Origin of the sequence: Schaalia sp. 19OD2882 (genome assembly GCF_018986735.1) — a bacterium.
Lineage (GTDB): Bacteria > Actinomycetota > Actinomycetes > Actinomycetales > Actinomycetaceae > Pauljensenia.
In genome coordinates this window covers 1222468-1237065 of record NZ_CP065521.1, presented here as the reverse complement: position 1 = coordinate 1237065, position 14598 = coordinate 1222468, and the positions used below count along the sequence as shown (strand labels likewise).

10 protein-coding genes and 1 tRNA gene are annotated in these 14598 nt (G+C 67.0%); 7 read left to right on the top strand and 4 right to left on the bottom strand.

Annotated features, from left to right (window positions below; all coding sequences use genetic code 11):
* Positions 1-7 precede the first annotated feature (7 nt).
* A complete protein-coding gene (locus I6B53_RS05480) occupies positions 8-1312 on the bottom strand; it encodes an alpha-L-fucosidase (RefSeq protein ID WP_216765213.1) in 1305 nt (434 codons plus the stop codon).
* Between the two features lie 189 nt (positions 1313-1501).
* Between I6B53_RS05480 and I6B53_RS05475 the strand changes: the two genes are divergently transcribed.
* From I6B53_RS05475 to I6B53_RS05455, 5 genes are all read left to right on the top strand, one after another.
* Positions 1502-2653 (top strand): ROK family transcriptional regulator, encoded by a 1152-nt coding sequence (locus tag I6B53_RS05475; RefSeq protein ID WP_216765212.1) that lies wholly within the window; start codon positions 1502-1504, stop codon positions 2651-2653.
* Between the two features lie 247 nt (positions 2654-2900).
* Entirely contained in the window at positions 2901-4709 is a 1809-nt protein-coding gene (locus I6B53_RS05470) for a peptide ABC transporter substrate-binding protein (protein ID WP_216765211.1), read from the top strand.
* Positions 4710-4777: 68 nt separating this feature from the next.
* Entirely contained in the window at positions 4778-5734 is a 957-nt protein-coding gene (locus tag I6B53_RS05465) for an ABC transporter permease (protein ID WP_216765210.1), read from the top strand.
* Positions 5731-6654, top strand: a complete 924-nt coding sequence (locus tag I6B53_RS05460; RefSeq protein ID WP_216765209.1) for an ABC transporter permease — start codon at positions 5731-5733, stop codon at positions 6652-6654. Before I6B53_RS05465 ends, I6B53_RS05460 begins: the two co-directional genes overlap by 4 nt.
* A gap of 2 nt (positions 6655-6656) precedes the next feature.
* A complete protein-coding gene (locus I6B53_RS05455) occupies positions 6657-8765 on the top strand; it encodes an ABC transporter ATP-binding protein (RefSeq protein ID WP_216765208.1) in 2109 nt (702 codons plus the stop codon).
* A gap of 113 nt (positions 8766-8878) precedes the next feature.
* On the opposite strand, the gene rpsA is transcribed toward I6B53_RS05455, so the two are convergent.
* Entirely contained in the window at positions 8879-10318 is a 1440-nt protein-coding gene (gene rpsA, locus I6B53_RS05450; RefSeq protein ID WP_216765207.1) for a 30S ribosomal protein S1, read from the bottom strand.
* A gap of 133 nt (positions 10319-10451) precedes the next feature.
* Positions 10452-13193, bottom strand: a complete 2742-nt coding sequence (gene polA / locus I6B53_RS05445) for a DNA polymerase I (RefSeq protein ID WP_253953987.1) — start codon at positions 13191-13193, stop codon at positions 10452-10454.
* Between polA and I6B53_RS05440 the strand changes: the two genes are divergently transcribed.
* Positions 13192-13656 (top strand): PaaI family thioesterase, encoded by a 465-nt coding sequence (locus tag I6B53_RS05440; protein WP_216765205.1) that lies wholly within the window; start codon positions 13192-13194, stop codon positions 13654-13656. The genes polA and I6B53_RS05440 overlap by 2 nt on opposite strands.
* 187 nt (positions 13657-13843) lie before the next feature.
* Here I6B53_RS05440 and I6B53_RS05435 read toward each other — a convergent pair whose 3' ends face one another.
* A complete protein-coding gene (locus I6B53_RS05435; RefSeq protein ID WP_216765204.1) occupies positions 13844-14434 on the bottom strand; it encodes an ANTAR domain-containing response regulator in 591 nt (196 codons plus the stop codon).
* A 64-nt stretch (positions 14435-14498) separates the two neighbouring features.
* On the opposite strand from I6B53_RS05435, the gene I6B53_RS05430 reads away from it, so the two are divergent.
* A tRNA-Leu gene (locus tag I6B53_RS05430) sits at positions 14499-14572 on the top strand.
* The last annotated feature ends 26 nt before the right edge of the window (positions 14573-14598 follow it).

Below are 14598 nucleotides of genomic sequence, written 5' to 3'. Positions count from 1 at the left end.
GCGCGGATCAGTCGATCCCGTCCTCGAGGAGGACCTCGATGACGGGCAGCATGGGCGAGGGCGGGCGGGTGGGCAGTACGAGGGTGAGTGTGCCCGCCGGCTGCCCTCCGACCTCGGTGGTGAGTGCTTCCTTGTCGGGGTCGTGGACCTCGGTGCGGATCTCGGAGCCGTCGGCCAGGAAGCGGACGAAGCGGACCTTGCCGGCCAGGTCGGGCAGGTGGAGGTGTCCGAAGGGCCAGGCCATGACGTGGATGTAGAGCCTGTTGCCGGCCCGCGTGTACACGACGCCGTCCGGTGCGCGCAGATTCGCCGGTCCGGCGCCGATGACGGAGGTGGAGTTCAGGCGCATCCACTCGGCGATCTCGTCGAGAACCCGCCCGTCGTGGGCGGTGACGGCGCCACGGCCGTCCGGGCCGATGTTGAGCAGCAGGTTCCCGCCTTTGGAGACCGTGTCGACGAGCATGCGCAGCACCAGGTCGACGCTCTTGAAGTCGGTGTTGTCCCGGTCGTATCCCCAGGATCCGTTGAGGGTCTGGCAAGCCTCCCAGCGCACGGGCACTCCGCCGACCTCCATGGGCGCGCAGGGTTGGTACTGCTCGGGGGTGACGAGGTCGCCGGGGATGTCGAGTCGGTCGTTGATGATGATGCCGGGTTGGAGGCTGCGGCACATGGCTTCCAGTTCGATCGATCCCCAGTCGTCCTTGCCCTTGCCCGTCCAGCCGTCGACGGTCCACGGGTAGGAGAAGTCGAAGAAGAGGTAGTCGATGGTCCCGTAGTTGGTGAGCAGTTCACGCACCTGGTTGTGCAGGTAGGTCCTGTAGCGGGAGAAGTCCTTGCCCTCGTTCTGGCTGCGTGCGTCCGGGTCGTCCCTTCGCGGGTGGTGGAAGTCGAGGGTGAAGTCCTCGTGGTGCCAGTCGAGCAGGGAGTGGTACAGGCCCACTTTGAGCCCTTCGGCGCGCAGCGCCCGGCACCACTCGGCCACGAAGTCACGGCCCTGGTGGACCATCGAGGTGTAGGTCGTGTGGGCGCTGTCGAAGAGGCAGAACCCGTCATGGTGCTTCGTGGTGAGCACTGCGTAGCCCATGCCTGCCCGCTTTGCGCGACGCGCGATGTCGCGCGCGTCGAAGAGGTCAGGGTCGAAGACCTCCGCGTAGCGTTCGTAGTCGGCGACGGTGCGACGCTCACGGGTCATCACCCATTCGTGGCGGGCGGCCACCGAGTACAGGCCGAAGTGGACGAAGAGGCCGAGTCGGCTGTGGTCGAACCACCGGGTGGAGGTGTCGTCGCGAGTTGCTGCGGGCAGGTTGCTCATCTGAGGCTCCTCGTCGAGTCGAATGAAGTATGCGCACTTCCTGCGCCTGGTGCAGACGGTAGTGCAGGCCACAATCGCGCCGCAAGCGTTTGAGACCGGTTTCGACATCAGTAACCAAAACGCGACATTCTTTGAGCCGACATGCGACACTGTCGAATCAAGTAGCGCTGATCGAACGAAGGTGTGGTCATGAGCGTCACCGAAGGCCCCACTCCGGAGGGCGTCCATCGCGAGATCCTCGCACTGGTCACCTCCGGGCAGGCGCGGACCAGGGCGGACCTGTCTCGCGCACTGCATCTGGCTCCCTCGACGGTCTCACTGCGCGTGAGCGAACTCCTGGCCCGCGGACATCTCGAGGAGACCGGCAACGCGGACTCGACGGGCGGCAGGCGGGCACGCCTGCTCGACACCTGCGCCACTTCGAGCTTCTTCCTGGCTGCGGAGTTGGGCAGCACCCACGCCCGTTGCGCCTTGGCGGACGCCTCCGGCGCCCTGGTCGAGGTGCGGACCCACGAGGTCGGGGTCCAGGACGGGCCCCAGTCCACTCTGGAGACCCTGGTCGGACACTTCCGCGACCTGGCGGACGCCCATGGTGCGACCGAGCACGTCGAGGCCCTCTGCGTGGCCCTGCCCGCGCCCATCGACCCACGGACGGGTCTGGTGGACTCGGCCTCGCGCATGCCCGGCTGGAACGGTTTTCCGGTGGGCCAGTGGCTCCAGGAACACCTCGGGGTCCCCGCACGTGTGGAGAACGATGCGGACATGGTGGCCCTGGGCGAGCACCACGCCCACCCGGAACTGCGACACTCCCTCACGGTGAAGGCCGGGACCGGCCTCGGGGTGGGAATGGTGGTCGACGGACTGCTGCACCGCGGGTCCACAGGGGCCGCCGGTGACATCTCGCACGTGCGTCGCCCCACGGGGCCGCACCTTGTCTGCGCGTGCGGGAACACCGGCTGCCTCGCCACCGTGGCCTCCGGGGAGGCCCTGCTTCGCAGATGGATCGACGAGGGCGGTGCCGGAGCGGACCTGGGGGCGATGACCGAGGCCGCGGCGAACGGGGACCCGAGCGCCACGAACATCCTGCGCGAGGCCGGGGAGGTACTCGGTGACGTCCTGTGTGCGGTGACCTCCTTCCTCAACCCCGACGCGGTCCTGCTCGGTGGCCTGCTGTCCAGCGTCGACGTGTACGTGGCCTCGGTGCGCGCCTCGCTGTACCGCGGGTGCCACCCTCTGGTCACACGGGATCTCGTCATCGAACGCGCCGTCTCGGGCGCCGATGCCGGGGTCCTCGGCGCAGTCCGAGTGGCCCGTTCCCTCCACGACCTGCGCCCCGTGTGAGCACCGCCACGCCCCGGCCACCCGCCATCCGAGGGCGCCCCGACCTCGTTCCCGGCAGGCGGGGGACGCAGGCCCGCCTCCCCCGTCCCGCCGCAGGTCCACCCCCGGAACAGGCACTTTTTCCAGAATCGAAGAAAGCTCTTCGTAACAAGTTCGCAAACCGCCCACGCAGAGCATGTGACCCTCGTAACATCGATCTCACTGGACATGCCCCGGCCCCCAGATCCACCCCAACCAAGGAGCACCCATGACCCGAACCACCGCACGCCTGGGCCGTGCGCTGATCGGCGCAGGACTGGCCTGCGCACTCGGACTCTCACTGGCGGCATGCGGCCCGTCAGGCGGACAGAGCGGCGACTCCGGAGCCTCGGGCTCCACAGGCGGGGACAAAGTCGTCTCCATGGCCTTCCGCACGCCGAACTGGATCCTGCCGATCTCCGCACCCGGCTTCACCCAAGGTGAGAACGCCATCTTCGGCACCGCCCTGTACCGACCCCTGTACAACTACAAGCTGGCCTCCGAGTCCAACCACCACATCGACCTGGACAAGTCCCTGGGCGAGGCACCGACCTTCTCCGAGGACGGTCTGACCATGACCATCAAGTTGCGCGATGCCACATGGTCCGACGGCAAGCCCATCACCACCCGGGACGTCGAGTTCTGGTGGAACCTGGTGACCAACAACAAGGACAAGTGGGCCTCGTACCGCAAGGGCGCCTTCCCCGACAACATCGCGAAGTTCGCCGTCGTCGACGAACACACCTTCACGCTGACCACCACACAGAAGTACTCCCCCGGCTGGTTCGTCGGCAACCAGCTGAACAAGATCTCCATCCTGCCCCAGCACGTGTGGGACAAGACCTCCGCCGACTCGCAGGTGGGCGACCACGACAGGACCCCGGCCGAAGCCGTCAAGGTCTTCGACTTCCTGACCGAACAGTCCAAGGACTTGTCGACCTACGCCACCAACCCCCTGTGGAAGGTGACTTCCGGCCCGTGGCAGATCGCCTCCTACGTGCCCAACGGCCAAGTGGAACTGGTCCCCTCCCCCACCTACTGGGGCGCGGACAAGGCGAAGGTCTCCAAGCTGGTCCTGCGGCCCTTCACCGGTGACGACGCCGAGTTCAACGTCCTGCGCGCCGGCGAATTGGACTACGGCTACATCCCCGCCTCCAACGTCTCGCAGGTGTCCTACATGGAGGGCAAGGGCTACACGGTCGACCCCTGGTACGGCCTGTCCATCACCTACATTCCCTTCAACTTCGCCAACCCGAAGACCGGGCCGATCTTCAAGCAGAAGTACGTCCGTCAGGCCATGCAGCAGCTCATCGACCAGCCGACGATCTCCGAGAAGATCTGGGGCAAGATGGCCGCGCCCACCTGTGGGCCCGTCCCCCAGCCGGCCGACAAGATGGGCACCATGGACGGCTGCGCCTACTCCTTCGACCCGGCTGCAGCCAAGAAGTTGCTGGAGGACAACGGATGGACGGTCGTTCCCGACGGCCAGACGACCTGCACCAAACCCGGCACGGGAGCGGGCCAGTGCGGCGCTGACATCGCCCAAGGGACACCGCTGACCTTCAAGCTCATCTCCCAGTCCGGGTTCTCCGCCACCTCGAAGATGATGGCCGAGATCAAGTCGCAGATGGCCAAGGTCGGCATCACCCTGGAGATCCAGGAGGTCCCCGACTCGGTCTCCGTCTCCCAGAAGTGCGAGGCCGGAGCCGAATGCGCCTGGGACCTGTCCTTCTTCGGATCGCAGGGCTCCTGGTACTTCCCGGTCTACGCCTCCGGCGAGCGTCTCTTCGCCACCGACGCCCCCGTCAACCTCGGCCTCTACTCCGACGCCAAGGCCGACCAGCTCATCGAAGCCAGTCAGTTCTCCGACGACGCGGCAGCCCTCAAGGCGTACAACGACTACCTGGCCGAGGACCTGCCGGTGCTGTGGATGCCGAATCCCGTGTACCAGATCTCCGCGTACAAGAAGGTCCTGCAGGGCGTTGCCCCGCAGGACCCGTTGAACCTCATGTACCCCGAGGACTGGTCCTGGAAGTGACCTCGTCCCTGTGAGTGTGCCGGGGGCTCCCCCCCCGGCACACTCACCCCGTCCACACGGAGCAATCCATGGTCTCCTTCATGCTCAGACGACTCGGGCAGGCCTTCGTCGTCGTCGTCCTCGTGACGATCATTGCCTTCGCCCTGCTGCACGCTCTGCCCGGCGGCGCCGCACGTGCCACCCTTGGCAAGGAAGCCACCCAGGAGCAGATTGACCAGTTCAACCACGAGAACGGCTTCGACCAGCCCGTGCACGTCCAGTACGTGCACTACGTCGGGCGGATCCTGCACGGAGACTTCGGCTATTCCTACAAGCTCAACCAGAGTGTCTCCGACGCCATCTCCCAGCGCCTGCCGAAGACGATGATCCTCTCGCTCATGTCGACGATCCTCGCCATCGTCCTGGCGATCCCCCTGGGTGTGTGGCAGGCGGTGCGGCGCAACAGGGGTCCGGACTACGTCATCACCATCGCCGCCCTGCTCGCCTATTCGACCCCCATCTTCTTCATGGGGCTCCTGCTCATCATCCTCTTCTCGCAGGTTCTGCCGATCCTTCCTCCGGAGGCGCCACAGGGCTACGAGGTGTGGGAGATGTTCGCCGACCCCACGGCCCTCGTTCTGCCGGTCGTCACCCTGTCGATCGTGACCATCGCCTCCTACTCGCGCTACGTGCGCTCATCGATGGTCGACAACCTCAACGAGCAGTACGTGCGCACCGCGCGGGCCAAGGGCCTGTCGGAGTTCCGGGTCGTCTTCGTCCACACCCTGCGCAATGCCCTCTTCCCCGTCATCACCCTGCTGGGCCTGTACATCCCGGCACTGTTCTCCGGGGCGTTGGTCATCGAGACCCTCTTCAACTTCAACGGCATGGGGCTGCTCTTTTGGCAGTCGGCCCAAAATCGCGACTACCCGGTGCTCCTGGGAGTCACCCTCATCCTCGCGGTGGCCACCGTCATCGGCGCTGTCCTGGCCGACTTCCTCTACGCCGTGGCGGACCCCCGGATCAGATTGGCGGCACGCGCATGACCGCACCGACACACACGCCACCATTGGCCGCTTCCCCTGTGCTGGGCGGCGGCAGGCCGCGCACTTCGACACGCACCACGGTGGCACTGCAGGGCCTGCAGGTCTTCACGCAGAACCGCCTGGCGGTCCTGGGGCTCCTGGTCCTCGTCGGCCTCGCCGTCTTCAGTTTCCTCGGCCCGCACGTGTGGGTCACCGACCAGATCCACACGGACCTGTCGAACTCTTCACTGCCGCCGGACGCCTTGCACCCCCTGGGCACCGACGGTGTCGGTTACGACCAGCTCGGACGCCTCATGGTGGGCGGCCAGACGTCGATCACCGTCGGCGTTCTCGCCGGCCTCTTCGCCACTGTCATCGGCACCCTGTGGGGCGCCGTGGCCGGCTTCGTCGGCGGGTGGGTGGACTCCCTCATGATGCGCGTCGTCGACGCCCTCATGTCGATCCCCTCCCTGTTCCTCTTCATGCTCATGGCGACCATCATCACTCCCAGCGTGCCGCTGCTCATCGTCATCATCGGCGTCTTCGCATGGCTGGGTCCGGCGCGCCTCATCCGCGGCGAGACTCTGTCGCTGCGTGCACGCGAATACGTCATGGCAATGCGGGGCATGGGCGGGTCCACGGCCCGCGCCATCGGCTCCCACGTGGTGCGCAATGCCATCGGCACCGTCATCGTCAACGCCACATTCCAGGTGGCCGACGCGGTCCTGTACGTCGCCTACCTGTCCTTCCTGGGACTGGGTGTGCCGCCGCCCGAGGCCAACTGGGGCGGGATGCTCTCCACCGGTCTCCAGGACACCTACTCCGGCAACTGGTGGCTGATCTTCCCGCCGGGCCTGGCGATCATCGCCCTGGTACTGTCCTTCAACTTCATTGGCGACGGCCTGCGCGACGCCTTCGAAGTCCGTCTGCGCAAGAGGTGACCATGATCCCGAAACAGCCGCTGCTGCGCATCCACGACCTGCACACGGACATCACCGTGCGCTCCGGTGTCGTCCACGCGTTGGCCGGCGTGAACCTCACGGTCGAGGCCGGCCAGACGCTCGGCATCGTCGGCGAGTCAGGCTCCGGCAAAACGATGACGGCCCTGTCCGTCATGGGTCTGCTGCCTCAGGGCGGCGCCGTGACCTCGGGCGCCATCCTGCTCGGTGGGCAGGACCTCACAGCCCTTCCGCGTGTGGATGTGCGCAGGTTGCGTGGTACTCGCATCGGCATGATCTTCCAGGACCCACTCACCTCCTTGAACCCCACGATGCGCATCGGGGTGCAGGTGGCCGAATCCTTGCGGATCCACGAGGGCATGGCCCCCGCCGCCGCTCGGGCCCGGACCGTGGAGATCCTCGAGCGCGTCGGGATGCCCAGGCCCGAGGCCGTGGCCGACTCCTATCCGCACCAGCTCTCGGGTGGGATGCGGCAACGGGTGATGATCGCCATGGCCCTGGTGTGCAGGCCGGACCTGCTCATTGCCGACGAGCCGACCACGGCGCTGGACGTCACCACGCAGATGCAGATCCTCGACCTCATCGACGACCTGCGCGACGAGTACGGCATGGGCGTCATCCTCATCACCCACGACTTGGGAGTGGTGGCCGGGCACACGGACCGGGTGGCGGTCATGTACGGGGGCCGCATCATGGAGGACGCTCCCACGGCCGAGCTCTTCTCCTTCCCCCGCCACCGCTACACGACCTCGCTCCTGCAGGCCCTGCCCGAACGGGCGCTGGCCACCGGAGCGCCACTCTTCTCCATCCCGGGCTCACCTCCCAATCTCACGGCTCCTCCGGCCGGTTGTCGTTTCGCCCCCCGCTGTCTGTGGGCCAGCGCGCAGTGTCACCGGCAGTCCCCGCCGATGGTGAGTGAGGACGCCCATTCGCATGCGTGTCTGCATCCGATGACCCCCGGCGAGGTCCTTGCCGACCCGCGTGGGGACGACTCGCCTTCCGACGTGCGGGCGGGGGAACTCGCCCCGGTCCCGGGCGAGGGTGGGCCGGCCGACCCTCCCCGGACGCCGCACGAGGGTGAAGGCGAGGTCACGGCGGACCTGGTCCTCGACCTTGCGGAGGTGTCGAAACAGTACGACGCCTCCACCGGGTCGTTCCTGCGTCGCCGACGGGCCCGGGTCTCCGCAGTGGACCGCGTCTCCTTGAAGGTCGGGCGCGGGCAGACCTACGGTCTGGTGGGAGAGTCGGGCTGCGGGAAGTCGACCTTGGGCAGGCTCATTGCAGGCCTGGAGCGGGCCGACGGCGGCAGCATCCATGTGCTCGACACGGACCTGGTGTCCGCCCGACGCAGCGAATTGAGGGCCGTCCACCGGGACGTCCAGATGATGTTCCAGGACTCCTACGCCGCCATGGACCCGCGCATGCGCATCGACGAGATCCTTGCCGAGCCGATGCTCATCCAACGCAGCGTCCCCCGATCCGAGATCCCCGAGCGGGTCGCACTCCTGCTCGAACAGGTGGGGCTGGACGAGGACGCCTTGGCCCGCTACCCCCACGAATTCTCAGGCGGTCAGCTGCAACGCATCGGCTTCGCGCGTTCCCTCGCCCTGGAGCCGGACCTCGTCGTCGCGGACGAGCCCGTTTCGGCCCTGGACGTGTCGGTGCAGGCCCAAGTCCTCAACCTCATGAAGCGCCTGCAGGCCGAACTGGGGCTGTCCTACGTGTTCATCTCCCACGACCTCGCAGTCGTCCAGTACATGGCGGACAAGATCGGGGTCATGTACCTCGGCAGGATCGTCGAGGAAGGACCGGCCCGTGAGGTGGTCAGTTCCCCGAAACACCCGTACACGAGGGCGCTCATCGAGTCCATTCCCGTACCGGACCCGACCCACGAGCCGCCGCCGGAGTCGGCACGACTGTCCGGAGAACCCCCGTCGGCCATCGATCCGCCCGAAGGGTGCCGCTTCCGGCCACGTTGCCCCTTCGCCACCGATGCGTGCCTCACCCAGCCGATGCTGGTGGGCGACGAACACACGGTGGCCTGCCATCATCCCCTGGAGCCGGTGGCCGCCCCCGTGGAGGTCGCATCCTGAGTTGACCTGCCGGACCGGCACGGTCGGCATGAGGGGCGACACACGGGAAGGCCCCGACCACTCCTTCCGGAGGGTCGGGGCCTTCCCACTGTCAGTGGCAGCCCGGGCCGCACTCAGTTTGCGGAGGTGAGCTTCTCGCGCAGTGCCGCAAGTGCCTCGTCGGAGGCCAAGGTGCCGGCGTTGTCCACGGGGGTGGAGTAGGACGCCTGCTCCTCGATGGACGGGGCGGCCTCGGAATCCTCCTCGGCGGCGCGCTGGACCTGGGCCTTGTGGGCCTCCCAACGGGCCTGAGCCTCGGCGTACTGGGCCTCCCACGCCTCGCGCTGGGCGTCGTAGCCTTCCATCCACTCCTGGGTCTCCGGATCGAAGCCCTCGGGGTACTTGTAGTTGCCGTCCTCGTCGTACTCGGCGGCCATGCCGTACAGCGACGGGTCGAATTCGTCGGAGGCCGGGTCGACACCCTCGTTGGCCTGCTTGAGGGACAAGGAGATGCGACGACGCTCCAGGTCGATGTCGATGACCTTGACGAAGACCTCGTCACCGACCTTGACGACCTGCTCGGGCAGCTCGACGTGGCGCTGGGCCAGCTCGGAGATGTGGACCAGACCCTCGATGCCGTCCTCGACGCGCACGAATGCACCGAAGGGGACCAGCTTGGTGACCTTGCCGGGGACGACCTGTCCGATGGCGTGCGTGCGGGCGAAGGCCTGCCACGGGTCCTCCTGGGTCGCCTTGAGTGACAGGGAGACACGCTCACGGTCCATGTCGACGTCAAGGACCTCGACGGTGACCTCCATGCCGACCTCGACCACCTCGGAGGGGTGGTCGATGTGCTTCCAGGACAGTTCGGAGACGTGCACCAGGCCGTCGACACCGCCTAGGTCGACGAAGGCGCCGAAGTTGACGATCGAGGACACATGGCCCTTGCGGACCTGGCCCTTGCCCAAGGTGTGCAGGAAGTTCGTGCGAACCTCGGACTGGGTCTGCTCGAGGAAGGCGCGGCGGGACAGGACCACGTTGTTGCGGTTCTTGTCCAGCTCGATGATCTTCGCCTCGAGCTCGCGGCCGATGTAGGGCTGCAGGTCGCGGACGCGACGCATCTCCACAAGGGAGGCGGGCAGGAAGCCGCGCAGGCCGATGTCGACGATCAGACCACCCTTGACGACCTCGATGACGGTGCCGGTGACGACGCCGTCCTCTTCCTTGACCTTCTCGATCTGGCCCCAGGCGCGCTCGTACTGTGCGCGCTTCTTGGACAGCAGGAGACGGCCTTCCTTGTCCTCCTTCTGCAGGACGAGCGCCTCGATCTGGTCACCGACGGCGACGACGTCCTCAGGGTTGACATCGTGCTTGATGGAGAGCTCGCGAGAGAGGATGACACCCTCGGTCTTGTAGCCGATGTCGAGGAGGACCTCATCGTGGTCGACCTTGACGACAGTGCCCTCGACGATGTCACCATCGTTGAAGTACTTGATGGTCTCGTCGATGGCGGCGAGCAGGTCCTCGGTGGACCCGATGTCGTTGACCGCGACCTGCGGCGTGTTGGTGGTCATGTAGTTGTGATCTCCGAAACGGACTGGACAGTTGGCAAATGCTGCAAGCGTCGAAGGACCACTCGCCGAATGGGGAGACGCCTTCTACGCCTCGATCATCCTAGCAGGCCGACCACCGAAGTCCAGCCCCTTTTCAGTGGGCGGCCGCCATCCAGTCCCCGCCCACGCCCACGGCGACCTCAAGAGGCACCGACATCGCCACCGGCGAAGCCATGGCCTCCCGCACGATGGACTCCAACTGCTCACGCTCCCCCGGGGCGACGTCGAGCAGCAGTTCGTCGTGGATCTGCAAGAGGAGGCGCGAGCCCAGGCCGGCCTCGCGGATGCGTCTGTCGACTTCGACCATCGCCATCTTGATGATGTCGGCGGCGCTGCCCTGGATGGGGGCGTTGAGCGCCGCGCGCTCGGCCATTTCACGCCTCTGGCGGTTCTCCGAGGTCAGATCGGGCAGGTAACGGCGCCTGCCGAACATCGTCTGCGTCCACCCGTTCCGGCGCGCCTGCTCGACGACTCGGGCAAGGTAGTCCCTGACTCCACCGAAGCGTTCGAAGTAGCGTTCCCGAAGGGTGGCGGCCTCCCCCACGGGAATGCGCAATTGGGCGGACAGGCCGTACGAGCTGAGCCCGTACGCCAAGCCGTAGGAGGTGGCCTTGATGCGCGAACGCTGCTCGGAGCTCACCTCATCCACGGGCACGCCGAAGACCATGGCGGCCATCGTACGGTGCAGGTCCTCGCCCGAGTTGAAGGCCTCGACCAGACCCGCGTCCTCGGACAGGTGAGCCATGATCCTCATCTCGATCTGGCTGTAGTCGGCGCTCATGAGCGCCTCGAAGCCGTCACCGGCCACGAAGCCACTGCGGATCCGCAGGCCGTCGGGGGTGCGTGCGGGGATGTTCTGCAGATTCGGGTCCGCCGAGGCCAGACGACCGGTGGCTGCGACCACCTGGGAGAAGGTCGTGTGGATGCGGCCGTCCTCGGCCACGCAGGACAGCAGGGAGTCAACCATCTGCTTGAGTTTCGTGCGCTCCCGGTGGGCCAACAGGTGCGAGAGGAACTCGTTCCCGGTGCGCTCGAACAGGTCCTGCAGGGCCTCTGCGTTCGTCGTCCACCCCGTCTTCGTCTTCTTCGTCTTCGGCAGGGCCAGGACGTCGAAGAGAACGTGCTGGAGCTGCTTGGGACTGGCCAGGTTGACGTCGGTGCCCTCTGGCAGTGCGGCCACTGCCGCCTGCCGGGCACTTTCCATGTCCTGGCCCAGTCCCGTCGATTGTGCGGCCAGTTCCTCCGAATCGGCGGCGATGCCCAGGGCTTCCATCCGGGCAAGGACCAGGGAAACGGGAATCTCCATGCCCGTCACCAGGTCGGTGGCGCCGGTTGCGGCCAGTTCGCTCTCCAGGCGCATGCGCAGGGCCAGCAGGGAGGCGGCCAGCAGGGCGCTGCGTTTCTGGGAGGAATCGGGCCCCTCGGAGGCGGCCCCGCTCCCGTCGCCCTCGAAGAGGGCGTCAGTGGCGCCCTCCTGCCCGCCCGGGTCCGTGCCGAGAATGCGCGAGACGAGGTCGGGTGCCTCGTAGCTGCGCTGTTCAGGCCGCAGGACGTAGGCGGCCAAGGAGACGTCGAAGGCCGGGGCGGGCAGGTCCCAGCCGAGGCTGCGGCATGCGTGCCAGGCACCCTTCCAGTCGGCGCACGTGAGGTCGGTGGATCCGGTGACGAGGTCGTGCAGTGCGCGCTCGGCCGCAGAGTCCAAAAGTGCCGGGTCCTCCACCACGAGGGCGCGCGTGCGGGTGGCCAGGACGATGCGGTCCACCCGCCCGGCGGCGGGTGCACTCCTGCCTTCGACCCACAGGGCCAGGGGCTCGTCGGCGCCCACCTGCTCGGCCCACGACTCGATGTCGGCGGCGTCGCTTCCCAGGACCACCACGGGCTCCTCGACTGGACCCGGCATCTCCTGGGCAACAGTCGGCTCCGCTGCCTCGGTGGGCCCGGCGACGGCCACCTGCATGACCCTCTTGCGCAGGCCCCCGAATTCGAGGGTGTCGAAGAGCCCTTCGAGAGCCCCCCTGTCCGTGCCCCCTCGCCGCAGGTCCTGCGGCCCGACCTCCAGGTCCAGGTCTGTGAGCAGGCGGTTGAGACGGCGATTGCGACGCACGTCCTCCATGTGGTCACGCAGGGCCTGGCCACGCTTTCCGCCGATCTGGTCGGCTCGGGCAAGGAGGTTTTCCAGCCCGTCGAATTGTTGGATCCACTGGGCCGCGGTCTTCGGGCCGACTCCCGGCACACCCGGCAGGTTGTCGGAGGTTTCGCCGACCAGAGCGGCGAGCTCCGGGTAGCGCTGCGGCGGGACCCCGTACTTGGCCTCGATCGCCTCGGGGGTCATGGGGCGCAGGTCGCCGGCGCCCTGACCCGGATAGAGGACGGTGACCCGGTCGGTCACCGTCTGGAAGGTGTCACGGTCCCCCGATGCCACCAGGACCCGCATCCCCTCGTCGGCCGCTCGGCGGGCCAGGGTCGCCAGGATGTCGTCGGCCTCGTACCCCTCCTTCGACAGTGAGACGATGCCCATCATCCCCAGGATCTGGCGGATGAGGCCGACCTGGCCCTTGAACTCTTCAGGTGTGGCGTCACGGGTCCCCTTGTACTCCGGGTACTCCTCCGTGCGGAAGGAGTGGCGCGACACGTCGAAGGCCACAGCCACGTATTCGGGTTTCTCCTGTTCGAGAAGGCGCACGAGCATCGAGACGAAGCCGTAGACGGCATTCGTGTGCTGCCCGGTGGATGTGCGGAATCCGTCCGCGGGCAGGGCGTAGAAGGCGCGGAACGCCATGGAATGGCCGTCGATGATGAGCAGAGTGTCCTTCACACATGACACCCTAGAGCCCATGACCCACGACATCGACCCCACATCCGCGCCCCGCGTCCCCGATCCCTCTCGCGAGGGCGGCTTCGTCGGCGCGCAGTGGCCCGCGTCCCTCATGGAACGCATGGGCATCGAGGTGCTCGAACACTCTGCGGCCCGAACGGTCGTCACAATGCCGGTGGCCGGAAACACTCAGAGTGCGGGGATTCTCCATGGGGGTGCCAGCGCCGTCCTCGTCGAGACGGCCGCAAGTTTTTCCGCCCAGATCCACGCCCGCGACGTCTTCGGGGCGGACCAGGGTTTTGCCGTGGGCACCGAGATCAATGTCTCGCACCTGCGTTCGACCAGTTCCGGGACGGTGACGGCCACCTCCAGAGCCCTCCAGTTGGGCGGCTCGCAGACGGTCCACGTGGTCGACGTCCTTGACGAGGGCGGCAAACTCGTGGCCACCGGGCGCGTGACCAACCGGATCCTCCGGCGCCGCTGAACCCCCTCCCACCGACCGGGCTCGACGGCACGTCGACCAGGCCACCAATGCCGCACCGGGCGCAGGGGCGGACCCTTCCGGTCCTGTTTGCCCGACGTGCCCAGCAGGGCTTCCCCGGCCACTCGGGGCTCCGACGCCGGTCGTCCAACTCGGCACAGCGACGCCGGCCAGGAAGATGGGCGCGGACTCAGTCCTCCACCTGGTCGATGACCGCGTCGGCGACCTCGCGCATGGACAGGCGACGGTCCATGGAGGTCTTCTGGATCCACCGGAAGGCCTCGGGCTCGGTCATGCCCATGTTCTTCTGCAGCAGACCCTTTGCGCGGTCCACACGCTTGCGGGTCTCGAAACGATCCTGGAGATCGGCGATCTCCTCCTCCAGCGACTCGATCTCCCGGTGGCGCGAGAAGGCGATCTCCACTGCGGGTATGAGGTCGGCAGGGCTGAAGGGTTTGACCACGTAGGCCATTGCTCCGGCGTCACGTGCGCGTTCCACCAGCTCCGTCTGGCTGAAGGCAGTGAGCATGACGACTGCGCAGGACAGCTCCGACAGGATCTTCTCGGCTGCCGAGATGCCGTCCATCTTCGGCATCTTCACGTCCATGACGCACAGGTCCGGTTCGAGTTCCAGGGCCAACTGCACGGCCTCCTCACCGTCAGCCGCCTCTGCGATGACGTCGAAACCGGCGCCCGTCAGGGTCTCGACGATGTCGAGACGAATGAGTCCCTCGTCCTCCGCGACGAGCACCCTACGCTTGTGTGTGGTCTCTTCACTCATGGCTGTGTCCTCGTTTGGTCTGATGACAGGGGCTATCCTATTCTGGTCACACGCCTTGGCGCACGCCCCGATAGCCCAACTGGCAGAGGCGGTCGGCTCAAACCCGGCTTGTTGTGGGTTCGAATCCCACTCGGGGTACTTCTCGCGTTCCCCCGGAACGCGGT

Excerpts from the sequence above, each read along its gene's own strand:
- I6B53_RS05460 (WP_216765209.1), top strand. The coding sequence starts at position 5,731 with ATGACCGCACCGACACACACGCCACCATTGGCCGCTTCCCCTGTGCTG.
- I6B53_RS05435 (WP_216765204.1), bottom strand. The coding sequence starts at position 14,434 with ATGAGTGAAGAGACCACACACAAGCGTAGGGTGCTCGTCGCGGAGGAC.
- I6B53_RS05475 (WP_216765212.1), top strand. The coding sequence starts at position 1,502 with ATGAGCGTCACCGAAGGCCCCACTCCGGAGGGCGTCCATCGCGAGATC.
- I6B53_RS05455 (WP_216765208.1), top strand. The coding sequence starts at position 6,657 with ATGATCCCGAAACAGCCGCTGCTGCGCATCCACGACCTGCACACGGAC.
- polA (WP_253953987.1), bottom strand. The coding sequence starts at position 13,193 with ATGGGCTCTAGGGTGTCATGTGTGAAGGACACTCTGCTCATCATCGAC.
- I6B53_RS05465 (WP_216765210.1), top strand. The coding sequence starts at position 4,778 with ATGGTCTCCTTCATGCTCAGACGACTCGGGCAGGCCTTCGTCGTCGTC.
- I6B53_RS05470 (WP_216765211.1), top strand. The coding sequence starts at position 2,901 with ATGACCCGAACCACCGCACGCCTGGGCCGTGCGCTGATCGGCGCAGGA.
- rpsA (WP_216765207.1), bottom strand. The coding sequence starts at position 10,318 with ATGACCACCAACACGCCGCAGGTCGCGGTCAACGACATCGGGTCCACC.
- I6B53_RS05440 (WP_216765205.1), top strand. The coding sequence starts at position 13,192 with ATGACCCACGACATCGACCCCACATCCGCGCCCCGCGTCCCCGATCCC.
- I6B53_RS05480 (WP_216765213.1), bottom strand. The coding sequence starts at position 1,312 with ATGAGCAACCTGCCCGCAGCAACTCGCGACGACACCTCCACCCGGTGG.